The organism is Hymenobacter psoromatis (assembly GCF_020012125.1).
In the GTDB taxonomy this organism is placed as follows: Bacteria; Bacteroidota; Bacteroidia; order Cytophagales; family Hymenobacteraceae; genus Hymenobacter; species Hymenobacter psoromatis.
This window is the reverse complement of sequence record NZ_JAIFAG010000001.1, coordinates 438517-463777: the sequence shown is the minus strand read 5'-3', so window position 1 is coordinate 463777 and position 25261 is coordinate 438517. Positions and strand designations below refer to the sequence as shown.

Genomic DNA, 25261 nt, shown 5'->3' with positions numbered 1-25261 from the left:
GGGCTAAATCAGGGAGAAAAACTATCCGGCCGCATTCACCCCCTCCTACCCCGACTGAGGGGTAAGGAGGGGGGTAGGGCGGGGCTTACTGCGTACTCTCGATGGTGTAAATGGAGCTGACCTCCGCATCGGTCAGGGCGCGGTTGTAAATGCGGATATCGTCGAGCTGGCCCACGAAAAAGGCCGCGCCGTAGTACTGAAAATAGTCGGCGGCCTGGCCCCCGGTGGGCACGCTGTTGTAGATATCCTTGGGCAGCTGCTGGCCCAGGCACAGGTTCACGGGCTGGGGCACTACTTTCATGGCTCCCATCACGTCGGTATAGGTTTTTATCAGCTTGCCGCCGATGTAGAATTTCATGGTGCCATCGACGTAGGAAGCCACCACGTGGGTCCAGGTATTGAGGGGCACGATGCCCGAGTCGTCGTCCTTATCGGCGGTAGCCACGGTGGTGGTCACGGTCAGGAAGGGCTTGCTAAAAGACTGTAATTGAAACTTATATCCCGTCCACCGGTTCAGCGACACCATATAGTTGTCGGCGTGGCTGTCGGTGCGCTTGCACCACACGCTCACCGTAACGGCCTGCGGGTTGAGCGCCACCTTGTACGGCACCTCAATGTAAGCCCCATTCTCAAAATCGTACGCCTGGTTGGCTACCCCGAAGCGGTCGGGCACCAGCATCGGCAACACCCCGCCGTCGCCGGGCGCGGTGGCCGGGCCGTTGGGGCCGGTTTTGAGCGTGCCGTTGTTGCCGTTGGCCGTCGCGTCGTTGGCGTTGCCATTAAACTTCCACTGCGCCACCAGGTTAGCCGCCGACACTTCCTGAATGAGGCTATTTTGGAAGGCCACGGCGGCCCGGCGCAGGTTGGCCAGCGCCGTATTCACGGCCGCCTGGGTGGCGGCCGCGTCGTTCTTAGTAGTCGTGGCCAGGTCAATCGACGTTTTCAGGGTTGCCTTCGAGCCGACGGCGTAGGAGCCGGGCTTGGTACCCTCCGCAGCGGCATTGTAGATGGCATTCACCGAGTCAATCGTGGCCGTGAGCTGGGTTTTATTAATGACCACGACCGGGGCCACCGGGTCACTGTTTTTAGAGCACGAGGAGATGACGCTCAGCGTGCCCAACGTCAGCAGCGACAGCAGGAGCAGGTAAAATCTTTGCTTTTTCATGGGAAAAGAAGGGTGGGAAAAATGGAAGTTAAAAGACTAAAAGCTCAGATACCCAGCTTTTTATTGGTATCCCGCTCGCTCTGCGGAATGGGGAAAAACCGGTTTTTGGTGTAGTTGAAATTGGGCTTGCCGCGCAGGGCCTGGGTCGCGTAGGCCTGCCCGTAGCGGATGATGTCGAAAAAGCGCTGAAACTCGGTAGCCAATTCTACGCGCCGCTCCTGCCGGATGAGGTCGCGCAGCTGGCTCTGGTCGGTGGTGGTGATGTCGGGTAGCAGGCCCGGCGGCACGGTGCCCGCGCCCGGCAGGGTAGCGTCGTAGAGGTAGCTTTCGCGGGCCCGCTTGCGCACCTGATTGAGGGGTGCCAGGGCGGCCGCCCCGTTGCCGGCTTCGTTCAGGGCCTCGGCCTCTATCAGCAGCACCTCGGCGTAGCGGATGGCCTGGAAGTTGAGGTTGCCATCGCCCTTGGTAGCGGCCGGCACTTCGGTCAGCGGCTGCAAGTGCTTCTTCGACAAGTAGCCCGTCGTGGTCCAGGTCGTGTCGAAGGGCACGCCAAAGAAGTCCTGGCCCTTGCGGCCCAGCGTGTAGTCGAGGCGTGGGTCTACCACCCCGGCCGGCGACTGCTCGAAGCTGGCTGCCAGGCTGGGGGTAGGGTAGTAAAAGCCGTAGCCGTTCTGCACGCGCGGGGCAAACCACTGGTTGAGGCTATTGCCCTGGCCGGGGCTCAGGTTGCTGGTGTGCTGCACCGCAAACACGGCTTCGGTGTTGTTCTTGGTAGCCGCCCGAAAGTTGTCGGCAAATACTGGCAACAGCTTGTAGCCCAGCCCATCTACCTGCTGCGCGGTTTGGGCGGCCATCACCCATTTCTTCTCATACAAGTACGTTTTGGCCAGCAGCGCCAGGGCCGCACCCTTGGTGGCGCGCCCCACGTCGGTGCCCGTCCAGGTGGGGGGTAGGGCGGCGGCAGCGGCCTGGCAGTCGGCCTCCACCTGCGCAAAAATCTGGGCCTGCGGCACCACCGGGCTTTGCAGCGCCTCGGGCGTTTCCACCGTCAGGTGCAGCGGAATATCGCCGTAGATGGTCGTGAGCTGAAAATAGTACCAGGCCCGCAGAAACTGGGCCTGCCCCACGGCTTGGGCCAGCACCACCGGGCTCACGCTGGTGTTGGTGGCGGGCAGGCCGTCGAGCACCACGTTGCACTTGAATACCCCGTCGTAGTCGCGCTTCCACTGCGCCTCCACGGCCGCGTTGATAGGCGTGGTGTTAAAATCCTGCACGCTCTGAAAGTCGGCCTGGTCGCCGGGGTTGCTGCCCTTCAGGGCATCGTCCGAGGCCAGGTCGCCCAGCACCCACAGCACGTTGGAAGAAGCGTCGCGGAACGAGAGCGGGACGTAGGCCGCGTTCACGGCCAGGATGGCGTTGGTGTCGGACGTAAAAAACTGCCCGGCCGCGTACTGCCCCAGTACCGGCTGCTCCAGAAAGTTTTTGCACCCGGCCGCGGCCAGCAGCAGGCCACCCGCCAGGCCCAACGCAAGATAGGGAGTTTTCATAAGTCAGAAAGGGGGAAATTTCAGCGCCCGCGCCGGCCGTCGCCGGCCCGCGCCGCTTTGCTTTTTTCTCAAAAACCCGCGTTGATACCCACCGTGAAGGTGCGCGCCGAGGGATAGGTACCGAAGTCGATGCCGGTGGCCCGCACGCCGTCGCCGAGCGAGTTGCTATTAGTGCCCTGCTCGGGGTCGAGGCCCGTGTACTTGGTGAACGTTAGCAGATTCTGGATACTGGCGTACACCCGCACCGAGGCAATGTGGAGCGGGCTCAGCAGCTGGTCGCCGAGGGTGTAGCCGACTTGCAAGTTCTTCAGGCGCAGATAAGAGCCATCTTCCAGAAAGCGGGTCGAGGGCTGCTTGTTGTTGGTGGCCCCGGTCCAGGACAAGCGCGGAAACTCGTTGGTGCTGCCCTCGCCGGTCCAGTAGTTGGTGGCCGCCCGCTCGGTGAGGTTGAAGGCCCGGTAGAAGCCCTCGATGTCGGTGTTGACCTGGTTGTAGAGCTTATTGCCCTGCACGCCCTGAAAGAAGATGCTCAGGTCCAGGCTTTTGTAGCGCACATTACCCGTGAAGCCGTAGGTAAACTTCGGAATGGGACTGCCCACAAAGGTGCGGTCGCGGCCGTCGATTACGCCGTCCGGCACCCCGTCGGGGCCGCTGATATCCCGAAACTTCACGTCGCCCGGCTGAATGCCCGGCCCCTGGTAGGCGTGGGTAAACACCTCCTGCGCGTTCTGAAAAATACCCTCCGTTTGCAGCAGGTAGAACGCGCCGATGGGGTGGCCCACGTCGGTAAGGGTGGCGTAGTAATTGTTGTCGATGCGGCCGCCCACGATGGGCGGCGCTTCACCCAACGACCGCACCTCGTTGTGCAGGGTAGCAAAGTTGCCGCTCAGCCCGTAGCTCCAGTCCTTGCCGGCGGTGGTGCGGTAGCTCAGCTCCAGCTCCAGGCCGTTGTTGCGGATTTTGCCGGTGTTCACGGCCGGGCTACCCACGGCCCCGCCGCTGGGCGGCTGCGGCAAAAACAGCAGCACATCGGACGTATTCTTGATAAAATAATCGACCGTGAGCTGCAACGCACCCTTCAGCAGCCCCACGTCGAGGCCGGCATCGGATTGAGTGCTGGTTTCCCAGCGCACGTTGGGGTTGCCGGTCGTCACGATGCTCAGGCTCTGGGTAGAGGCCCCGCCGAAGGGGTAGTAGCCGGCATTGCCGATGAGCGAGGCGTAGGGATAATTGCCAATGGCCGAATTGCCAAGCTGCCCCACGCTGGCCCGCACCTTGAGCAGATTTAGAAACGTAAAACGCTGCATAAAAGTCTCCTGCGCCAGGTTCCAGCCCACCGAGCCCGAGTAGAAGCTTTCGGCCCGCCGGCCCGGCGAGAGCTGCGAGGAGCCATCGCGCCGGAAGTTGAGGCTGGCCAGGTAGCGCCCGCCGTCGTAGTCGTAGCTCAGCCGCCCGAAGCCCGACAGCAGCGCCGAATGCGCCTCGCCGCCACCGTTGAGCGAGATGCCGGTGCCGCTGTCCAGGTACTGAAAGTCGGGGGCTTGGTTGACGTAGCCCGTGCGCGAGGCCGAGATGGCCTGCGCGTCGTTGTGAATGGCCTCTGAGCCCAGCAGCACGCTCACGCTGTGCTTGCCCAGCGGCAGGTCATACACGGCCGTGTTGGTCCAGTTATAGTTGAACTGCTTGGTGCTCGACTGCGCCAATTGCGGCGGCGAGTTGAAGTTGCGGTCAATGCCGAAGGTCTTGAAAAACTGCTTGTAGTCGGTGATATTGAACGTCACGCCGTAGTCGGAGCGCAGGCGCAGGTGCGCCGTGGGGGTCACCTCTAGGTAGGCGTCGCCCAGCAGGGCGTAGGCGTTGAAGTTGCGGTCGGCCGCGTCGGCCAGCGCCACCGGGTTGATGCCGTCGCCCAGGTAGGCCGCCGCGCTTTTGCCGTCCAGCATGGGCAGGTCCACCAGCTGACCCTGGTCGTTGTAGACGGGGGTAGCCGGGGTCCGAAACAGGGCGTAGCGCACCACGCTAGCCCCTGGGTTGCCGGCCCCGAAACCATCGCCGGAAGTGCCCACCTGCCGGGTTTTGGCATACGAGAGGTTGGCATTGGTGCCAATTTTCACGTATTTCGACAGGGCACTGCTCACTGCCGTGCGCAGGTTGTAGCGGTCGTAGGACGAGTTTTGGATGAGGCCATCCTGGTTGAGGTAGCTCCCCGACACGATATACTGCGAGTTGTCATTGCCACCGCTCACGTCGAGCTGCACGCTGTGCTGCTGGGCGGGCTTAAGCACTTCCTTGAGCCAGTTGACATCGGGCAGGGTAGGCACGGCGGCCGCCGGAAACTGGTCGCGCCCGTCGTTCTGGGCCGCCACGTTGTAGGCCGCCACGTACTGGGCGGTATTGGCCATCTTGATGAGATTGGCCGCCGTTTGCACCCCGGAATAGGCGCTCACGCTCAGCCGCGCCTTGCCGCTCTGGCCGCGCTTGGTCGTCACGATGACGACCCCGTTGGAGGCCCGTGCCCCGTAGATGGCCGCCGAAGAAGCATCCTTCAAAATGTTGATGCTCACAATGTCGGCGGGCGAAATCTGGTTGATACCGTCCTTGGTCGGCACCCCGTCAATGATGTAGAGCGGGTCATTATCGTTGATGGTCCCTACCCCCCGGATACGCACCGAAATAGCCTCGCCCGGCGCGCCGGTAGCGGCCGTAATGGCCACGCCCGCCGCCTTGCCCTGCATAATCTGGGCTACGTTGGTCACCGGCAGGTCCTTGATGTCGCTCTGCTTTATCTGCGACACGGCCCCGGTCAGGTCGGCCTTGCGCTGGGTGGTATAGCCCGTCACCAGCACCTCGTCCAGCGATTTGGCATCGACTTGCAGCACCACGGCCAGCTGGGTGCGCCCTTGCAGCGCAATTTCCTGCGTCACGTAGCCAATAGCCGACACCACTAGCGTGGCCTCCGCCTCGGTCAGGGTGAGGGTAAAGTTGCCGCTCGCGTCGGCCGTTGTGCCGTTGGTGGTGCCCTTCACCACCACCGTTGCGCCCGGAATGGCCGCCTGGTCGGGGCCGGTTACGTGGCCCGTTACGGGGACGGCCGCAGTCGGCGCGGTAGTAGCTGCCCGGCCGGGTAGGCTGGCCTCGCCCGCGCCGCCCGGCCCCGGCAGCGCGGCCCCGGCTTTTTTGGGAGCCGAGATGATGTAGAGGTTGCGCCCGCTCTTTTCCACGCGCAGGCCGCACACCGTTATTACGTACGTCAGCTCTTCTTCCCAGGTGCTGAATTTCAGCGCTTCCCGGTTCACGAACTTATCCTTCACCACCTCGCTGCGGTAGAGAAACAGCGCATGGTGGGCGGTTTTCATCTCTTGCAGAATACTTTCCAGCGAGGTGCCGCGCTCATCGCGCCGGCTGCTGGCGCGGGGCTCGGCGGCCTGCCCGGCCCTAGTGAGCGCCGCTTCCAGCTGCGCCTGGGCCTGCGCTGGCCGGCCGCCAAGGAGCAAAAGCGGCAGTACTTTCAGTAAGTGAGTAGCGTGTGCCATGAGTGGGAGAATGGCAAGGGTGGGAAAAGGAAGAAGCTGGCCGGCCGCCGCAGGCGGCCACCGCAACAGGAGAGGTAACGCCGCGCCACGCGCCCGGCCGCTAGTAGAGCCAAACGTGACTACCCTGGCGGCGCACGCTGACATCCAGCGACTTACCAAAGGCAGTGAGCAGGCCATCGAGGTCGCGGCCGGGGAGCGAGCCACTCAGCTTCTGGCGCAGCAAGGCGGGGTCGCGCACCGTAATCTGGAGGCCATAGGTGTCTTGCAGGGCCGCGATGATGTCGGCCACCGGCGTGTCGGTAAAGTCCAGCTGCCCGCTGGTCCAGGCCGAGTAGAGGGCCGCCTGCACCGGCCGCTTCGTAAGCGGGGCATCGGGGGTAGCCGCGTTGTAGGTCACCAGCTCGCCGGGCCGCATCAGCACCGGCTTCACCGGGCCGCGGGGCAAGCTCAGTTGCACCTGCCCGGCACTGAGCACCACCTCCGCCCGCTGGGCCCGGCTGAATACCGTGAACCGCGTGCCCAGCACCGCAATATCGAGCGGCCCCGCGTGCACCGTGAACTTCACGCTGGCCGGAGCCGCCGCCACGGCTTTGAGCTGGGCCGGAGCCGTGTGCCGCACGTCGAAATACGCATCGCCCGTGAGCCACACTTCGCGGGCCTGGCCGGGCTGCCAGGCAGCGGCCAGGCGCAGTTCGGTGCTGCCGCTCAGCACGATGCGGGAGCCGTCGGGCAGGGTGAGGCGGCGCTGCTCGCCCGGCCGGGTAGCGTAGCGGGCATACGTGGCCGGGGCAAGCGCCACTGGCGCTTGTCCCGGCCACCGGCCACGGCCCGTCAGCAGCAGCCCCACCACGGCCAGCACGGCCACCAGGGCCAGCCAGTAGGGCGCGCGCCGGGCGCGCCGCCCGCCACGCAAAGCCGGCCGCGCGCGCGGCCGGTCGTCGGCGTGGAGGTAGTGCCGCAGCTTGGTTAGCTCGGCCGCCAGCAACCCGGCGCGCAGGGGCCGCGGGGCTCCGGCCAGCTGCTGCAGCGTGGCCACAGCTTCTTCAAAATCAGCCGCTTGGGCCGGGTGGTCGGCGCGCCACTGCTGCCAAAACTGCACCGCTTCGGGGTCGCGTCCCCACACAAAATCCTGGAAGGACTCGTCGGCCAGAAAATCTTCCAGGGAGTAAGCGGAGTACGGCATAAGTCGCGGAAGAATAGCCTGGCCGGCTGGGTTCACCTCCATCACGGCCCGCCTAGCCATTTATACTCATCCCGGACTCTTTTTTTTGAAACTATTTTTCAGGGCCGCCTTGTAAAGCTTATCGCGACACTTTAGGCATGGCTTTGCTTCCCCTTCCTGGCTCGCCCTACCCCCTCCAAAAGGGGTGAGGAGAGCGACGGTAGCCCCACGCTAGCCAACCAGCAGGCACAGCAAAGCCAGCGATACCACCAGAACGCGCCTCAACACTTGCAAAGCGTTAAAAATCAGGTTGCGAACTGATTGGGTATTCAGCGACATTACCTCGGCAATGCGCTCGTAGGAAAAGCCGTCGAAGAACTTGAGGTATAGGGCTTCGCGCTGCCGCTTGGAGAGGCGGTTGAGCGCCGTTAGCAGCCGGGCGCTCTGCTCGGCATCGTGCTGCCGGGCAATGAGAAACTCCTCGTGCGAGTAGGTAACTTCAAACGAGTCGGTGTAGGCGGGCAGCAGGTGCCGGTGCTGCCGCAGCAGCTTGGTTTCGTCGCCGAGGTGGCGGCGCAGGGCTTTGAATAAGTAAGCTTTCACGACCAGCACGGCCCGCACTCCGGACCGCCGCCGCCACAGCTTCTGGAAGAGGTTCTGGATGCAGTCTTTCACCAGCTCCTCGTCACCGGTCAGCTTGAGGCCGTAGCTGAATAAGGCCGGGTAATACGCCTCAAATAGCGCCGCTAGGGCCTCGGCATCGCCGCCTTTAAAAGCTTCCCAAAGCTGCGCGCTGTATTGGTCGGTCATGGGGCGGGTGGCGCGGGTGGCGAAAGACGCTACCGCTCAGTAAATGTGCAGCTAAGCTGAACAATTTAGCCCAAATTATTTTCTGGCGCGAGTTCCCGGTTTGCGCTACCCGCCTGCTTGGCGCAAGCTGGATAGCACGGGCGCATTTTTTGTTCTTCCCGCTGCTGAACCCGTCCTCTACCCTTCCTACGGCACCGGGTCGTGGCCCGAGCCGCCCCAGGGGTGGCAGCGCCCAATGCGGCGCAGCGCCAGCCTACCCCCCCGCCAGGCCCCGTAGCGCCCAATAGCCTCGGCCGCGTAGGCCGAGCAGGTGGGTACGTAGCGGCAGCTCGGCGGGGTAAGCGGCGAAATAAAAAGCTGATAGAAGCGCACCAGCAGCAGCAATAAGCGGCGAAGCATAAGCAAAGAAGACCCGGCGGAGAAGCAAAGTTCGCGGCCGGCGCACCGTTGCCTGGTAGCAGCTCAGCCAGAAGATGAGTATTGGCTGAATTTTAGAGTATATTTCGGCTTTGCTTACCTCAACGGTACTTATGGTGAAATACTTACTCTTTCTCTTAACTGGCTTACTTTTTATTCGCCTACCCCTGCGGGCGCAGGGCAACGGCCCGGCCGGGCACGGCGGGCGGGCGCAGGCGCTGGGCAACGCCTCGGCCACGCTGGGCGGCGAGGTGTGGGCCGTGGCCAACAACGCGGCCGGCCTGGGCAGCCTCACCCAGCCCGCGGCGGGCGCGTATTTCGAGAACCGCTACCTCATCCCGAGCCTCAACCTGGCGGCCGTGGCCCTGGCCCTGCCGCTGGGCGTGGTAGAACCGGCGGCGGGCGGCCTGCCCGCCCGCGCCGGCCGGGGCGTGCTAGGCCTTGAAGCTCAACGATTTGGCGGCATTTTATACAATGAAACGCGGGTGGGCGCGGCCTACGGCTACCGGCTGGGCGTGGTGAGCGTGGGCGGCCGGCTCGACGCGCTGCAAATCAGCTTTCAGGACCTGGGCAGCCGCCGCGCGGTGGTGGCCTCGCTGGGCGGGCAGGCCGACATTCTGCCCCGGCAGCTCACGCTGGGCGTGTATTTATACAACCTCACCCAAGCTAAACTAGCTGACTACCAGGATGAGCGCGTGCCTACCGTGCTGCGCGCCGGCCTGGCCTACCGCCCCGGCGCGCAGGTACTCCTGCTAGCCGAAGTCGAAAAGGACGTGGAGCGCGACGCGGGCCTGAAGGCCGGCATCGAGTACGGCCCTACCCCCGCCGTGGCCCTGCGCCTGGGCTACGCCAGCCTGAGCCAGCAAAGCACCGCCGGCGTGGGCCTGCACGCCGGCGACTGGCAACTCGACTACGCCGCCGGCTGGCATAACGTACTGGGCCTGAGCCAGTATTTCAGCGTGGGCTGGCAGTGGGGGGAGAGGGAGGCAATTAAGAATTAAAGCCCCGATTGTCATTGCGAGCGCAGCGCGGCAATCGCACCCGAACGATGGACGAACGACCGGCGCGGGTGTCGTGCGGGTGCGATTGCCGCGCTGCGCTCGCAATGACAATCGATTTTTTTGTGAGTCTCAAAAGCAGGCGCTATCCATGAAAAAACTACTACCTCGATTTTTAATTTATCATTTATCATTTTTAATTCTCTCACTGCTGGCGGGCCGCGCCGCCGCGCAGGAATTTCCGCGCCGCGCCCCCGAATTTGACCGGCTGGCGCAGGAGCTTTTCGCCGAAATTCAATCGGACCAGATTCCCTACGAAAACCTGTACGGCACGCTGCTGAGCCTGTACCAGTCGCCGCTCAACCTCAACGCGGCCAGCCCGGAGGAGCTGCGCGCCCTACCTCTGCTGCGCGAGGCGCAGGTGGCGGCACTGCTGGCGCACCGCCGCGCCACCGGCCCGCTGCTGAGCGTGTATGAGCTGCAAGCCGTGCCGGGCTGGGACGTGCGGACTATTGAGCGGGTCGCGCCCTTCGTGACGGTGGCCGGCCTGAGTCCTAATCTGGCGCGCGGCCCGCTTTGGCAACGCATTAAGAACGAAGAGAATAACGCCGTGCTATTGCGCTACGAGCGCATTCTGCAACAGCGCAAGGGATACACCGCCGCCGATACCTTCCGGGGCCGGCCCACGCTGCGCTACCTGGGCTCGCCCGATGCCGTGGCGCTGCGCTACCGGGTGAGCCACGCCCACGATTTCAGCCTGGGCTTCACGCTGGAGAAAGACGCGGGCGAGCCCGTGGCCTGGCGGCCGGCGCAGCGCCAGTTCGGGCCCGATTTTTTGTCGGCGCACGTCGTGCTCTACGAGCAGGGTAGGCTGAAAACGCTGGCGCTGGGCGACTACCAGCTGCAATTTGGGCAGGGGCTGCTGCTGTCGTCGGGGCTAACAGCGGGCAAGGGGGCCGAGACGATAACGACCCTGCGCCGGGCCTCGCTGGGCGTGCGGCCCTACGCGGCGCTACTCGAAAACACGTTTTTTCGGGGCGCGGCGGCCACCTATCAGCTCGCGCCGCGCTGGGAGGCCACGGCCTTCGCCTCGCGCAAAAACATTGATGCCAATGCCCAATTGGCCACCGATTCGCTGGCGCAGTTCGACGAGTTCAGCAGCAGCCTGCTGCTGATCGGCCTGCACCGCACGGCCACCGAAATCGCCAACCGCCAGCGCCTGACCGAAACCGTGGGCGGCGGCCACCTTGGCTACCGCAGTCACGATGGCAACCTGCTGCTGGGCGTTACGGCCGTGGGTACGCACTACGGCACGGCCTTTCAGAAGCGGCCGGAGCCGTATAATCGGTACGAATTCCGGGGCCGCGACAACCTGGCGCTGGGCGCGCACTACAGCTACGGTTGGCGCAATCTGCTGCTCTTCGGCGAGGGCGGGCGCAGCCGCGGCGGCGGCCTGGGCCTGGTGAACGGCGTGCTGGCCAGCCTGGGGCCGCACGTGGACGCGGCCGTGCTGCTGCGGCACTACGACGCGGATTTTCACACGTTTTACGGCAATGCGTTTGGCGAGAATACCCGGAATATTAATGAGAGCGGCTTGTATTTGGGGCTGAAAGTCAGGCCCCTACCCCGCTGGGAAATCTCGGCGTACTTCGACCAGTTTCGGTTTGCCTGGCTGCGCTACCGGGTGAGCGCGCCCAGCCAGGGCCAGGACGCGCTGCTGCGGCTGGCTTTCGCGCCCACCAAAACCGGCCTGCTCTACGTGCAGTACCGCGCCCGCCTCAAGCCCCTGGACCTGCCCACCAGCACCACCGGCCGCCCGGTGCCACTGCCCGGCCAGCAGCTGCGCCACTCGCTGCTGCTCTATGCCGACGTGCAGCCTACCCCCCGCCTGGGCCTGCGCACCCGCCTGCAAGGCAGCTACTTGCGCGCCGATGACGGCTTACCCTGGCGGCGCGGCACGGTGCTCAGCCAGGATGCCAGCGTGGCGCTGGCCCGCCGCGTGCGCCTGAGCGCCCGCTACGCCATCTTCGACACCGACGACTACGACACCCGGCAGTACATCTTTGAGCAGGACGTGCTCTACGCCGTGTCGCTACCCGCCCTCTACGGCCAGGGCACGCGGGCCTACGCCCTGCTGCAAGCCACGCTCAACCAACACTTCACCCTCTGGCTGCGCTACGCCGAAACCCGCTACCGCCACCAGGCTACCGTGGGCTCGGGGCTGGAAGAAATCAAGGGCAATGCGCGCTCGGAGGTGACGGCGCAGGTGCGGTACCGGCTCTGAAGGTTGGTGTGGGGGTAGGGGCCAGTTGTGAGCGTTTTAATACCACGCTTAGATGCTACACATACTTTTACTAAGAAAAGTCAATCAACATAGCATGTCTTACCCCACTACTCTTGGAAAAGTGGCAGTTTCCGGCCGGTCCGACTTCTATGCCTAGCAGGGCACTTTAGAAATGAATAAACATCTCAGTACGATGACTAACCGAGACCTGCGTAATACCCTATTGACACTTCTAAAGGCAGAATTTGAGCCTTATGGATTCGCACTCAATAAAGCGAAAGCAGAATTTACTAAAAGGGTACCAGATGGGTGGCAAAAACTTCACTTGGTTTTTTTAGTGCGCAGCGAAGGATGGGAAATAAATCCAGGGCTACTGATACGGAAGAATGTAGTAGAGAATTTATACCACCAAGCGTCCTATTTCGAGGCTAAGTACCACAAGACCACTGCAACAATTGGTCTTCCAATAGCGGACTTTATTAAGGATGGCCACGACTATCGCTTTCAACTAAATAAGGAGGCAGACCTTAGCCCTACTTTTCAGGGGTTAGTAGCCTTGTTTAGGCAGGTAGCCATTCCGTTTTTTCAGCAATATAATAGTTTGAAAGAAATTGAGAAAGAGGTCAATATCAAAGATAGAAAGAGCCTTTTTCCCTGGATTAATCAAGGCAGTGTGGGACTTATTCTAGCTAAACTAGTTTCTAATCCTCATTATGGCCAACTTGAAAAAAAATACCGCAGCTACTACGAACAAATGTCAAAGGGATTCTACTTACCTGAATATGAAGGAGTCGTTAAAATACTTAATAATATGAGATAATTTTAGATTTTGACAAAAAAGTAGGTCAACGAACGTAAAAAAAGCAGATTACAATGTTCTGAAAACGGTCTTGCTGCTCCAACGGCCATTTCTCACTTTTCAACGTGCGCCATATAATTACCAGCTTCTAGCTAATTCACTTACGCATCGGTCTTCACCAGCACCACCTGGGCGTGGTCGGCCTGGCTAATTTTGCGGCGGAAGTCCTGGTACTCCGCGTACTTGGCGGGGGGTAGGGTGGCGCTGGCGGGGCGGCGGGTTTCGAGCTGGCGCACGTACTGGAGGGTGCCGTCGGGCAGGGTGGTGCAGGCGCTGGAATAGGTGCCGTAGGCCGAGGTGAGCAGGGTGGGCTGGGGCAGGTTTTCCACGTGGAAGCCGGCGGGCAGGTGCAGGCGCACGGTATCCTGGTGGAGGCTGGCGGGGGGCAGGGCCAGCGGGGCGGTGCGCGGCCCCACCTGGGGGGGTAGGGCGGCCAGGCGGCCGAGCAGGTTGGGCTCCAGCAGCAGGCGGCGGCCGGCGGTGGTGCCCACGCTGGGCAGGTCCAGGCCCATCACTTCCACTACCCCCGGCAGGGCGGCCGGGCCGGGCGTGGGCGCGGCGGCCAGCCGCAGGCTGGTGATGGTGAACTGGTTCAGCCGCAGGTGGTTGGCGACGTATTTTTTCTGGTCCTCAGGGCCGACGTCGTGCAGCAATTGGGAATAAATATCCTGGGCCAGCCCGAGGCGACGGGTGCGCACTGTCGCCTTGGCCGCGCCGGTGGCATCGAGCCAGAGGTCAGTGTGGCGCTGCTGGCGGTTGGCCTGCGCGCCGTAGCGGGGGGTAGCCACCAGGCGGCCGCCCTCGGGCGTGAGCAGCAGCGCGTGGCGGTTGCCGGTGAAGGAGCCCATGTAGCCGAATGCCTCGGTCTGGCTGGTGCATTCCAGCCACACCGTATCGGCGGGCACGGCACCGTGGGCAGCCAGCGGCATGCACAGGATGACGTGGTCGAACTGGCTGCTGGGGAAGGTGGCGCGCACGTCGGGCGCGTCGTCGCCGGACTTCACCAGGGCCACGTAGGCGGGCAGACCGGCCGCCTTCAGCAGGGCGCAGGTGTAGTTGCTCAGGGCTTTGCAGTCGCCGTAGCCACCCGTGGCCACGCTGCTGGCGGGGGCCGTTTGCCAGCCGCCCAGGCCCAGCTGCACCGAGATGTAGCGCGTCGAGCCCTGCAAAAACTCATACACCTTGCGGGCCCGCTCGCGGGCATCGGGGGCTACTACTATTAGCTGGGCCATCTTGGCGGTGAGGGCGGGGGGTAGGGCGTCACGGCCCTGCCCGAGCTGGTACACCCACTGCCCCAGGCTCTGCCACGAGGCCAGCGAGCCGGCGTGGCCCTGCACCTCGAAGGTAGCCGGGGCCAGGCGCACGGCCGGCAATAGCGTGGCCAGGGGCGGCGACAGCGGCTCCTCCTCCACGGCGGGGGCTGCGGGCAGCTGCCAGCGGTAGGTGGTCTGGCTGCCGGCCACGGCGGGCGCGCTGGCCGCACCGGCCGGCAGCAGCTGCTCCTGGTAGCGCAGGGGTAGGGCGGTGGGCGTCGTGACTTGCAGCGTCGCGCCTTCCAGTGACACATTTTCGGCGCTCTGGGGCTGCCAGCTGGGGTAGAAGAGCGTGTTTTCCGAGGTTACCTCGTAGTCAAACTCCACGGTATATGGCACGGCGGGCTGGCGCAGGTCGGCGTAGCGCACGCGCAAATCGGTCATCAGGTCGCCGCCGTTGCTGCCCATCCCCTGGTCGTGCACCTCAGCCGGGCGCAGCTGGTGCAGCAGGTGGCCCTGGGCATCGTACACGGCCCCGTGCAGGTAGTTGAGGTGCCGCAGGGCGTTGTAGTATACCTCCAGCCTGCCATAATCGTCATTGCCCGCCTGGTCGAGTATCGTCACTACCTGATGCACGGTTTCGACCAGTTGGCTGGCCGATTTCACCACCACTACCTCATCGTAGGCGCGTACCACCACGTGCGCGTTCTCGCGCAGTACCGGCGCAATGGCATCGGCCGGATACTTGGGGGTAGGCGCGGCCAGCAGTACCAGCGAGGAGAAAATGGGGAGGAACATAGTAATTAGTGGGTAGTAGGTAATGGCTTGTTATAATTGGTTGTCCTTGCGAGCCTGCGAAGCAATCTTTCCCTTCTGCCTCGGGGATGTTTGCAGTCGATTAGGAAAGATTGCTTCGCAGGCTCGCAAGGACAAACTTCCTTCAATCAGGAATTAGGAACCCGTTTTCTTAATCACCAGCGCCTCCGCCTGCTTGGCCAGCATTTGGCGGTACAGCTCGCGCAGGGCGTGGTATTCGTCGGCGCTGTACACGGGCTTGTCTAGGGTGAGGCGACTGAGCAGCCGCACCGTGCCGGGGGTAGGGCTGCTGGCCGCGTACACGTAGCGCCCGCCCTGGTTGGGTAGCGCCAGCGTCACGGGCTGGGGTAGCTCGGCCGCGTAGCCGGGGGGTAGGGTCAGGGTGAGAGAAATGATTTCCTGCTGCATCATGCCAATGTCCACGGGGTAGAAGCGCTGGGCGTGCCGAAACGGGTTGCGGCGTTCGCCGAAGGCTTCCAGGGGATTAACATATAACTCCTGGGCCGCGCCGGGGCTGACGGATGGCTGGCGAAACTCGTAGCTGAGGGCCAGCGACTTATCCACTTCGCTCGTCTGGCTGAAAGTATAGCTGGGCACCTCCCAGCCGGAGTGCTGGCCGGCCAGCTCCGTCACGTATTTTTTCTCGCCTAGCTGCTGTAGTTTCTCGCGGGCTTCGAGGCCGGCGTAGCCGGCGTGCTCGTCGCGCACCTGCCCGCTCAGGTTACCCTGGGCATCCAGGGTCAGCTTCACTTCCTGGTAGTGATTGTAACGGGGGGTAGGCACCAGGCTCACCCAGCGGCCCTCGCCAGTGTCGGGCACGGTGTGGCCGCTTTGGTTGAGGCAACGCTGAGGCAGCATCCCGGCGGGCAGCAGCGGCTCGGTAGCGTCGAGCAGCAGGTCGGGCTGGCCGGGCGTTTCCACCAGTGCCACCACGTAGTTAAATTGCTCTAACAACGGATATTCCTCGCTCACGCGGCCGTGGCCGCGGGTGCTCAGCAGCAGCGGCTGCACGGCTAGCCCGGCCTGGCGCAAGGCCGCGATGAGCAGCAAATTCACATCGGCCGACGTGCCGCGGTGCAGGTCGTAGCTCTTCTTGAGCGCGCCGCTGGCAAAGAGCCGGTTCGAGCCGTCGTACTTCACGGCCCGCATCACCAGCTCGCGCACGGCGGCCGCCCGCGCCGCCGCCGCCGGGTACTGCGCCGCCAGCGGCCTCATGGTGGCTTCCAGAAAGCCATCGCGCTTCAGCACCAGACCAAACGACTCATTTTCCAGCAGCGCCTTATTCTTCTTGGGCCAGCTATCGGTCAGGTCGCGATACTCCTGCTCGGGCATCTGAATGCCAGCCAGCTCAAAGGTCATGCGCGCCAGGTAGTCGTTAGCGGTCGTCATGTAGGGCTCGTCCCGGAAGGCTGGCGCGTTGCGGATTACCCAGCGGTGCTGCTCGGTGCTGATGCTCAGGCCCACGCTCCCTACCCCCATCCCGGCCCCCGCCCCCGCCCCGGCATCTGCCTTCTGGTTCAGCAACAGGCTCACCGTGCCTATCCCCATCTCGTTCACGGCCAGCGGTAAATAACCCTGGTACAGCACTTTATACTTGTACACCTGCGGAATGCTGGTGCGGTATTCGCTCCACCGCGTCGGAATCTCGCGCTGAAAGGTCCAGTCCTGGTAATTATCGAAAAACGTGGACGTGACCGTGTAGGCGTACTCAATCACTGCGCCCTCCTGCACGCCCGGCAGCGTGAATTTGCGCACCTTCAGATTATCGGTGCGCTTTTCCTCAAACGTGGCGTTGGCATCGAGCTTGGTTTTGCTGATTTTGCCATCGGCCCCGCGCACGTAAGTGAAGCCGCGCAAATTGCTCAGCCGCTCGTTCTGCTGGTCGCGGTGGTAGAGCGGTATTTCCACGGTGGCGTAGTCGTAGCCGGCTTTCTTGAGAATCTTGATGCGCGTGGTGCGCTCCGAAATAATGCTCATCTCGCCCGATGGGCTAGCGAAGCGCGCCGTGCCGTAGTCGCACAGCACCACGGCCGCCGCCCCGCTGTCGGCCACAAAGTTGGTAGCTTCAAAGTCCTTGGCCTCGGGCTCGCCAAAGCGCACGGGCAGCGGGGCCGGCGTCCTGGGCATGAGCGTTTGGGCCGCCGCGCCGCCGGCCGCCAGGGCCAGCAGCAGCGCGGCCCCGGCCCGCCGGCAGTTTTTCCAGCTCAGGTAAACCATCGTGTGGAGCACGGCTACTTCTTCTTAATTACCAACGCTTCGGCCTGCTTGGCCAGGGCCAGGCGATAAAACTCGCGCAGCGAAGCGTATTCCTCAGCCCCGTACACGGGCTTGGTCAGGTTGAGGCGGCTCATCAGCTGCACCGTACCCGGTGTGGGGCTGCTGGCCGCGTACATGTAGCGCCCGCCCTGGTCGGGCAGCTCCAGCACGGTCGGCTTGGGCAGCTCGGCCGTGTAGCCGGGGGGTAGGGTCAGGGTCAGCAGGATAACCTCTTGAGTGGGCGCGCCAAAATCGACGGGATACGTGCGGTCAGCGTGCCGAAACGGATTTTGGCGGCTGCCAAAGGCTTCCAGCGGATTGATGTACAGCTCCTGGGCCGCGCCGGGGGTAGCAGCCGGCTGGCGCAGTTCATAGCTAAGGGCCAGCGGCTTACCCACTTCGTTTACTTCGCTAAATTTATAGCTCGGCACTTCCCAGCCGGGGTGCTGGCCGGCCAGTTCGGTCACGTACTTTTTCTCGCCCAGCTGCTGCAATTTCTCGCGGGCTGCGGCTCCCGAGTAGCCGCCGTGCTCGTCGCGCACCTGCCCGCTCAGATTGCCCTGTTCATCCACCGTCATGGTCACCTGCTGAAAGTGGTTGTGGCTTTGGGCGGGGGCCAGGCTCACCCAGCGGCCCTCGGCCTCCTGGGCGGCTACCAGGCGGCCGGCCTGGCTCAGGCAGCGGCTGGGCAGCATGCCGCAGGGCAGCAGCGGCTCGGTGGCATCGAGCAGCAGGTCTTTGCCATCGGCCAGCGGCAGCACGCCCACCACGTAGTTGAACTGCTGAAGCAGCGGAAAATTCTGGTTCACGCGCCCGTGGTTGCGCGTGCTCAGCAACACGGGCTGCACGGCTAGCCCCGCCTGGCGCAGGGCCGCGATGAGCAGCAGGTTCACGTCGGCCGACGTGCCCCGGTGCAGCTCGTAGCTCTTCTTGAGCGGGCCACTGGCAAAGACCCGGTTCGTGCCGTCGTACTTCACGGCCTTCACTATTAGCTCGCGCACGGCGGCCGCCCGCGCCGCCGGGTCGGGGTATTGCGCTACTAAAGGCTTCAACGAGGCTTCCAGGAAGCCCAGCCGCTCTAGCTGGCCCCCAAAGTCACTGTCGCTCAGCAGGTCGGAGTTAATCTTACCCCAGGTACCGGCTACGTTGTGGTAGGCCTGGCCAGGCATCCGCTCGCCGGCCAGCTCAAAGTTGATGCGCGCTACGTAGTCGCGCATGGTTGTCATGTAAGGTTCGTCGCGCAGGGCGGGCACGTTCTGCATGGCCCAGTGGTAGGTAGTCGCTTGCGCCATAATCGCATCCGAGCGCGTAGCCGAGTGGCTCGTGTTGCCCCCCAGGGTCGCGCCATCGGCCACCTGCACGCGCTCGCTGGCCAGGTACTGGGTAGTACTTTGCTCCTTGGTTTGCAGCGCCAGCGGCTCGTAGCCCTGCATCAGCATCTTGTAGTCAAAATACTCCGGAATGATGGCCTGAAACTCACTCCAGCGCGTCGGGATATCGCGCTGAAAAGTCCAGTCCTGAAACTGCGAGAGAAAATCCGACGTCACAGTGTAGCTGTACTCAATCACCGCGCCCTCGCGCACGTTGGGCAGCGTAAACTTGCGCACCCGCACGTTCTTGGTGCGCTCCTCGGTGAAGGCCTGGCTGGTTTCGAGCTTTATCTTCTCAATCTTACCGCCTACCTCATTGTAGGTAAAGCCTTTGAGGCTCACGATTTTTTCCTCCGACTGGTTTTGGTGGTAGAGCGGCACCTCTATGGTGGCCGCGTCATAACCCGATTTTTTCAGAATCTTAATTCGCGTAATGCGGTCCGACTCCAATTTAAAGCTGAGGCCATCGAGCCGGAAATGGGCCGAGCCGTAGTCGTAGAGCACCACGGCCCCAGCGGCGCTGTCGCCCACGAAGTTCTTGGCCTCAAAATCGGCCGGCTCGGGCTTACCAAATTTTATTGCCACCGGCCTCACCGGAGCTTGCTGGGCATGGCTACCGGCCGGGCTCAGCAAGAAAAGGAGCGCTGCCGCGGAGCCGGGCGCTAATGCACGTAAAGTTTGCTTCATAAATCAGAAAAAAGGAATGAAGTAGAAAAGCGCGCCTATATAGCCCGCAAAAACTAGGTAAAAATAAGCAACGGCAAATAGTCTACCAACTTTTTTTCAGGCGGTCTATACCACCTCCTCGGGCGCGGCCACGGCCATCGCGGCGGCGGCCAGGTCATCGCTGCCGGGCAGGGCGGGGGTAGGGCGCACCACCAGCAGCAAATAGCCGATAGCCGCCAGTACGCTGGCCAGGCTCAGGGCGTGCACCCAGGGTAGGCGGCTGGGTTGGTTATCAAAAATCCAGCCCGCCAGCACGGCTCCCAGCCCGATGCCTACTTCAAGCGCTATGTACATGGTGGCCACGCCCCTACCCCGGCGCGTGGGGTCGCTCAGGTCAATGGTCCAGGCGTAGAGCGTAGGCGAGTTCAGGCCCGTGCCGAGGCCAAAAATCAACGCCCCCAATAGAAATACCGGTACCGACGGCGACCACACCAGCACCGCCAGCCCCAGCGCCAGCACGCCCGCCGACCAGCGCAGCACCGGCACCCGCCCGTGTTTGTCTGACGCCTTGCCCAGCACCAGCCGCACCAGCAGCGAGGCCACCGTGTAGCAGATGTAAAACAGCCCCTTAGTAGGCCCGGCCAGGCCCAGCAGCCGGCTCTGGTCGGGTATCACGGTGAGCACCGCGCCGTAGGGAAACAGGCATAGCAGCGTCACCAGGGCCGGATGCAGCACCCGCGGCTCCAGAATTTCGTCGAGCTTGAGCTTTAACAAAGAGAAGCTGAACTTACGGCGCTGCCGCCGGGGTAGGGTTTCGGTGAGCGTGCCCTGCACCAGCACCGAGAGCAGCGCCGCCGCGCTCGACAGGTAAAACATGGCGTTCAGGGAGAACGTCTCGGCCACCCACGAGCCCAGGGCCGGGCCGGCGGCCATGCCCAGGCTGCCCGTCACGCCGAGCAACCCCATCGCCTCGCCCCGCTTTTCGGCGGGCACAATATCGGCCACAAAGGCGGCCGTAGCCGTGGGCTTGAAGCCCGTGCTGAAGCCGTGCAGCAGCCGCAGCAGCAAAAACCCGCTCACCGTGAGCGCCCAGGGGTAGAAAAACCCGCAGACAAAGCACACCAGCGAGCCAAACACCATCACCGGAATACGCCCCACCGTGTCGGCGAGCTTGCCCGAAAACGGCCGCGAAATAGCCGCCGTGAGCGTAAACAGCGCGATAATGAAACCCTTGTACTCGCCCCCGCCCAGGTCGGCCAGGTGCTGCGGCAACTCGGGCAGCAGCAGATTAAAGGACAGAAAAAACAGGAACGACGACAGGCACATCAGCCAGAAGCCGCGGGAGTAGGAACCCAGCATAAGTGGGCGCAAAGGTCGGGGGTAGGCGTCTTATTGGTAAGACTCGCATGTAATCGTCTGTCATTGCGAGCGCAGCGCGGCAATCGCATCCGCACGACACCCGCGCCGCTCATTCGTTCATCGTTCTGGGGCGATTGCCGCGCTGCGCTCGTAATGACAAACGTTTGTTATCGTTCGGGTGCAACTCTTGAGCTGGCTTGCAATGACGGGCGGGCTACCCTGCCAAAAAGTCCCCTACCCCCACCCCGGCCCCAAATGTGCCCTGAGTAGCGCCTATGAGTTTTCTATCTGATTTATTTCAAAGCATTTCCGCCAAAAACCCCCGCGGCGGGCACGGCCCCGACAAGCCCGCCGTGAGCGTGCGCGAGCGGGTGTCGGCCCTGCGCCACCTGCCGGCTTTTTTGCGGCTGATTTGGCAGACTTCGCCGGCCCTCACGCTGGGCAACATCGTGCTGCGGCTCATCCGGGCGGCCCTACCCCTGGCCATGCTCTACGTGGGCCGGCTCATCATTGACGATATCGTGCAGCTGACCAAACTGCCGCCCGCCGCCCGCGCCCTACCCCCCGTGTTCGGGCTGGTGGCGCTGGAATTTGGCCTCGTGCTGCTGGCCGACGCGCTGGGCCGCGCCGTGGCCCTGCTCGATTCGCTGCTCGGCGACTTGTTTGCCAATGCCTCGTCGGTGCGCCTCATGCGCCACGCCGCCGAGCTGGACCTCGACCAGTTTGAGGACAGCAACTTTTACGACAAGCTGGAGCGCGCCCGCCGCCAGACGCTCTCGCGCTCGGTGCTCATGAGCCAGGTGCTGGCCCAGGGCCAGGATGCCGTGACGCTGGTGCTGCTGGCCGCCGGGCTGGTGGCGTTTCAGCCGTGGCTGCTGGGGCTGCTGCTGCTGGCCGTGGTGCCCGCCTTCTTGGGCGAAAGCCACTTCAACGAGCGCAGCTACTCGCTCTCGCACTCCTGGACGCCCGAGCGCCGCGAGCTGGACTACCTGCGCCAGACCGGGGCCAGCGACGAAACGGCCAAGGAGGTCAAAATCTTCGGCTTATCCGATTTTTTGATTGACCGCTTCGCGACCCTCTCCGACCAGTTTTATACCCAGAACAAGGCCCTGGCGCTGCGCCGCGCCGGCTGGGGCACGGTGTTCGCGGCGGTGGGCGCGGCGGGCTACTATGGGGCCTACCTCTACATTATTCAGCAGGCCGTGGCGGGGGCCATTTCCATTGGGCAGCTCACGTTTCTGGCCGGCTCGTTTGCCCGGCTGCGGGGCTTGCTCGAAGGCATCCTGAGCCGCTTCAGCCAGGTGGCCGACGGGGCGCTGTACTTGCAGGATTTCTTTGATTTTTTCCAGATTCAGCCGCGCATCGTGCGCCCTACCCTGGGCCAGGCGGTGCGGCCGTTCCCGCGGCCCATCCGGCAGGGCTTCACGTTTGAGGACGTGGGCTTTAAGTACAAGAATGCCGAGAAATGGGCGCTGCGCCACCTGAGCTTCGAGCTGCAAGCCGGCGAAAAGCTGGCGCTGGTGGGCGAAAACGGGGCCGGCAAAACCACGCTCGTCAAGCTGCTGGCCCGCCTCTACGACCCCAGCGAGGGCCGCATCCTGCTCGACGGCCACGACCTGCGCGAGTACGACCCGGCCGAGCTGCGCCAGGAAATCGGGGTCATCTTCCAGGATTTCGTGCGCTTCCAGCTGCCCGCCGGCCAGAACCTGGCCGTGGGCCGCATCGAGGAGCGCCAGAACCAGTCCCGCATCGAGCAGGCCGCCAGCCAGAGCCTGGCCGATACCGTCATTGCCAAGCTGCCCCTGGGCTACGACCAGATGATTGGCCGCCGCTTCAACGGCGGCGTTGACCTGAGCGGCGGCGAGTGGCAGAAAATCGCCCTCGGCCGCGCCTACATGCGCGAGGCGCAACTGCTCATCCTCGACGAGCCCACTGCCGCCCTCGACGCCCGCGCCGAGTACGAAGTCTTCCAGCGCTTCAAGGAGTTGACGCAGGGCAAAACCGCCGTGCTCATCTCCCACCGCTTCAGCACCGTCCGCATGGCCGACCGCATCCTGGTGGTCGAAAACGGCCGCGTACAGGAAATCGGCTCGCACGAGGAGCTGCTGGCCAAGGACGGGCGCTACGCGGAGCTGTTCGCCTTGCAGGCGGCGGGGTACCGGTAGGAGGCGGGTTTGAGGAAGCGCGTAGGGCGGCTAACTTGCGGCAGTACGGTGTAGCCAATTATATCCAAACCGAAAATGAACTTCAGGGCTTCTTTCTGCAATCCGTTTAACCCAAAAATTATTGAGTTAGGAAAGATTGACCAGCATAAAGTAATGGAAACTTTCGAGAATATTCCTTGGAAGGAATACTTAGCCAAGATGAAAACCACAGCCTTAAATGAAATTCATTATTCACCTTCCCTGGAAGTTGAAAACATGGATAACAAAAATGGCCTCTCCCTATCAATCATTAGTAATATAGAGTGGTACATTTTTTATAAAAGGCCTAAGCTTGTCAAAACTTTCTTTGGATTAAGTGAAAAGGTGAAAAGCAATTACTTAACTGAAATCCATGCTCAGACAGAGAAAGACGTGAAGGATTGCTTGGCCGCATTGATAAAAAATAATCTGCAGTTTTTAGAAGACAAAATACGCTAGCTCCTCATCCGCTGTATTTCTGGGATGAGTACCACCTACCCGCCTTGTGTAGTCCCGCCTGCCTACTCCTCCGCGCCTTCACCCGGCCCGTGCGCTCGCAGCTGCGCTACGCCGGTTTCCTCGTATACTTCGGCCACCGTCAGCTGCAAGTTCAATTCCGTGATGGCCAGCACCTCCTGCGGCTCAGTGAGCACTGTAATAACCCACTCGCTGGCCTCGTTGCGCCGGTACCACTCGACGCGCCAGGTTGTTTGCGCCACTAAAATATAGTGCCACAACGAGGGCAGCTTTTGGTACTGCTTGAATTTCTTACCCCGGTCGTAGGCAGCTGTGGAGGGCGAAAGCACTTCTACGATAAGTGCCGGATGATGCTGCCGACGGGTTTCAAGCTGGTCGCGCGGGTCGCAGCTTACCATAATATCGGGGTACGTGTAGTGGCGACCATGCTCGACGGCCAGCTGAACGGTTTCCAGCAGCACTTGACATTTCTTGCCCCGCAACGCGGGCCGCAACCCCAGCACAAAGTTTTGGGCAATGATATTGTGAGCGATACTCTCGCCCGCCATCGCAAATACTTCGCCCTCAAAAAACTCGTGGCGAATTTCACTGGTTGCTTCCAGCGCGAAATACTCTTCCGACGTATAACGGCGCTGTTGTAGTTCTGCCTGTGCCATAAGACCAAAGATACCGGCGGCGGGCGGCAGATAATCGCCCACACCAAACCACCGGGCCAAGGCTGCTACCACATTCTAGCCCTACGGTAGCTGGCCTAGCTGCCTACCCCCCCCATTCAGCCAGTATGCCCAAATTTACCGCTACCGATAAAGCCCGCCTCTACCTACTGTATTTGCTCAGCCCGCTTGCCCCGCCTAAGCTACCGACGCTACGAGTCATTATTATCCGGCACGGCGAGAAGCCTGAAGAAGGTGACAACCTCTCCTGCGCCGGCCTCAACCGGGCGTTGGCCCTACCGGCGGTGCTCAATCAGTTGATGCCTACCCCCCCCGATTACACCTACGTGCCCCTCATCGGCACTGACGACCAGAATACCAGCACGGCCCGCATGTTTCAGACGGTTACGCCTTATGCCGTACAGCGCAACCTTGTTATTAATAGCGACTACGATGTTGACAATACTAAGGGTATTGCCAAAGAGCTGCGGTACCAACGGGGCACAGCGTTGCTGGTATGGGAGCACGAAAGCATCCCGGAAATCGCTAAAGAGCTGGGCATAAAAGGCCCGTTAGAGTGGTCTGATGCCGATTTCGATAGCATCTGGATTATTGATTTCAGCGGCGGCGGGGCCAAAGGCAAGGCTAAACGCCCCGTGCTTATTAGAAGTCGGGAAGCCATTTATCCGTCGGTTACCTGCCCCAGTTAGGTAAGCCGCGTACTTATTCCTCTTCCGCCGCAAAGCCGATTTTCATCGGCGCGATGCCTGCCTCCTCGTAAATCTGAGCGAGCATCAGCGTTAGATTCAATTCGGGAATCACTATGGCATCGGCTGCTTCGGCCAGGGCAGTGTGCCCCCACACGCCGTGCTCGGTGAGTTGGTACCACTCCACCAGCCAGGTTTTTTGCGAGACTAACAGGTAATGGCGCAGTCTCGGCAGCTTCTTGTACTGGTTGAATTTCAGGCCCCGGTCGTAGGCTTCGGTGGAGGGCGAAAGCACCTCCACGATAAGCATGGGACTACGTAGCTGCTGGCTTTCGTGCTGGTCGTGCGGGTCGCAGCTTACCATCGCGTCAGGGTAGGCGTAGTAGCGATTTGCTTCTACGGCCAGCCGCACGGCTTCCATCTGCACCCGGCATTTTTTGCCACGCAGGGCCTGCCGGCAAGCCATGTACACATTGCCAGCAATGGTGTTGTGCGCAATGCTGGCACCGGCCATCGCAAAGACTTCGCCCTCGAAAAATTCGTGGCGCACCGGACTTTTTTCTTCTAAGGCAAAATATTCTTCCGCCGAGTAGTGGAGCGGGCGGGCAAGGGTCTGTTCCATTGGGCGGGCCTTTTTGGGAAAGCCAAATATAACTCGTCCTACCCCGGCCGGCGGGGGGTAGGCGGCAATAAGCTGAGCCCTAGTTGCAAACCAGGTTTCCGAGTGTAGCTTAGAGAGTTCAACG

At 62.4% G+C, this 25261-nt stretch carries 18 protein-coding genes; 6 read left to right on the top strand and 12 right to left on the bottom strand.

Annotated features, from left to right (window positions below; all coding sequences use genetic code 11):
- Positions 1-85: 85 nt before the first annotated feature.
- From LC531_RS01935 to yidD, 6 genes are all read right to left on the bottom strand, one after another.
- Positions 86-1165, bottom strand: coding sequence for a LamG domain-containing protein (locus LC531_RS01935; protein ID WP_223648645.1), 1080 nt, complete (start codon positions 1163-1165; stop codon positions 86-88).
- 44 nt (positions 1166-1209) lie between these two features.
- The gene (locus LC531_RS01930) at positions 1210-2712 is read right to left on the bottom strand and encodes a RagB/SusD family nutrient uptake outer membrane protein (RefSeq protein WP_223648644.1); all 1503 of its coding nucleotides are present in this window, start codon (positions 2710-2712) and stop codon (positions 1210-1212) included.
- Positions 2713-2780: 68 nt separating this feature from the next.
- The gene (locus tag LC531_RS01925) at positions 2781-6245 is read right to left on the bottom strand and encodes a SusC/RagA family TonB-linked outer membrane protein (protein ID WP_223648643.1); all 3465 of its coding nucleotides are present in this window, start codon (positions 6243-6245) and stop codon (positions 2781-2783) included.
- Positions 6246-6345: 100 nt separating this feature from the next.
- Positions 6346-7428: a FecR family protein gene (locus tag LC531_RS01920; protein ID WP_223648642.1), complete on the bottom strand. Its 1083-nt coding sequence runs from the start codon at positions 7426-7428 to the stop codon at positions 6346-6348.
- A 210-nt stretch (positions 7429-7638) separates the two neighbouring features.
- A complete protein-coding gene (locus LC531_RS01915) occupies positions 7639-8217 on the bottom strand; it encodes an RNA polymerase sigma factor (protein WP_223648641.1) in 579 nt (192 codons plus the stop codon).
- Between the two features lie 186 nt (positions 8218-8403).
- Positions 8404-8616 (bottom strand): membrane protein insertion efficiency factor YidD, encoded by a 213-nt coding sequence (gene yidD / locus LC531_RS01910; RefSeq protein ID WP_223648640.1) that lies wholly within the window; start codon positions 8614-8616, stop codon positions 8404-8406.
- 131 nt (positions 8617-8747) lie between these two features.
- Here yidD and LC531_RS01905 point away from each other — a divergent pair, with 131 nt between their 5' ends.
- The 3 genes from LC531_RS01905 to LC531_RS01895 all read left to right on the top strand — a co-directional run bounded on the left by LC531_RS01905 (position 8748) and on the right by LC531_RS01895 (position 12736).
- Positions 8748-9635, top strand: coding sequence for a hypothetical protein (locus LC531_RS01905; RefSeq protein WP_223648639.1), 888 nt, complete (start codon positions 8748-8750; stop codon positions 9633-9635).
- 148 nt (positions 9636-9783) lie between these two features.
- Entirely contained in the window at positions 9784-11916 is a 2133-nt protein-coding gene (locus LC531_RS01900; protein ID WP_223648638.1) for a helix-hairpin-helix domain-containing protein, read from the top strand.
- Between the two features lie 172 nt (positions 11917-12088).
- Positions 12089-12736 carry a hypothetical protein gene (locus LC531_RS01895; RefSeq protein ID WP_223648636.1) on the top strand — a complete coding sequence of 216 codons (648 nt, stop codon included), beginning with the start codon at positions 12089-12091 and terminating at the stop codon, positions 12734-12736.
- 140 nt (positions 12737-12876) lie between these two features.
- On the opposite strand, the gene LC531_RS22585 is transcribed toward LC531_RS01895, so the two are convergent.
- The 4 genes from LC531_RS22585 to LC531_RS01875 form a co-directional block, all read right to left on the bottom strand.
- Positions 12877-14826: a DUF3857 domain-containing transglutaminase family protein gene (locus LC531_RS22585; RefSeq protein WP_262903251.1), complete on the bottom strand. Its 1950-nt coding sequence runs from the start codon at positions 14824-14826 to the stop codon at positions 12877-12879.
- A gap of 153 nt (positions 14827-14979) precedes the next feature.
- On the bottom strand, positions 14980-17073 hold the full coding sequence (locus tag LC531_RS01885; protein WP_223648634.1) for a DUF3857 domain-containing protein: 2094 nt from the start codon (positions 17071-17073) through the stop codon (positions 14980-14982).
- 2 nt (positions 17074-17075) lie between these two features.
- Positions 17076-19157, bottom strand: coding sequence for a DUF3857 domain-containing protein (locus LC531_RS01880; protein ID WP_223648633.1), 2082 nt, complete (start codon positions 19155-19157; stop codon positions 17076-17078).
- Positions 19158-19262: 105 nt separating this feature from the next.
- On the bottom strand, positions 19263-20495 hold the full coding sequence (locus LC531_RS01875) for an MFS transporter (RefSeq protein ID WP_223648632.1): 1233 nt from the start codon (positions 20493-20495) through the stop codon (positions 19263-19265).
- 275 nt (positions 20496-20770) lie between these two features.
- Between LC531_RS01875 and LC531_RS01870 the strand changes: the two genes are divergently transcribed.
- Both LC531_RS01870 and LC531_RS01865 read left to right on the top strand, forming a co-directional pair.
- Positions 20771-22660: an ABC transporter ATP-binding protein gene (locus LC531_RS01870; protein WP_223648631.1), complete on the top strand. Its 1890-nt coding sequence runs from the start codon at positions 20771-20773 to the stop codon at positions 22658-22660.
- A 75-nt stretch (positions 22661-22735) separates the two neighbouring features.
- Positions 22736-23137 (top strand): hypothetical protein, encoded by a 402-nt coding sequence (locus LC531_RS01865; protein WP_223648630.1) that lies wholly within the window; start codon positions 22736-22738, stop codon positions 23135-23137.
- 62 nt (positions 23138-23199) lie between these two features.
- Here the strand turns inward: LC531_RS01865 and LC531_RS01860 are convergent, their stop codons facing one another.
- The gene (locus LC531_RS01860; RefSeq protein ID WP_223648629.1) at positions 23200-23811 is read right to left on the bottom strand and encodes a Uma2 family endonuclease; all 612 of its coding nucleotides are present in this window, start codon (positions 23809-23811) and stop codon (positions 23200-23202) included.
- A 125-nt stretch (positions 23812-23936) separates the two neighbouring features.
- Between LC531_RS01860 and LC531_RS01855 the strand changes: the two genes are divergently transcribed.
- Complete coding sequence (locus tag LC531_RS01855) at positions 23937-24518, top strand: histidine phosphatase family protein (protein WP_223648628.1); 582 nt, start codon at positions 23937-23939, stop codon at positions 24516-24518.
- A 13-nt stretch (positions 24519-24531) separates the two neighbouring features.
- Here the strand turns inward: LC531_RS01855 and LC531_RS01850 are convergent, their stop codons facing one another.
- Positions 24532-25137, bottom strand: a complete 606-nt coding sequence (locus LC531_RS01850; protein WP_223648627.1) for a Uma2 family endonuclease — start codon at positions 25135-25137, stop codon at positions 24532-24534.
- Between the last annotated feature and the right edge of the window lie 124 nt (positions 25138-25261).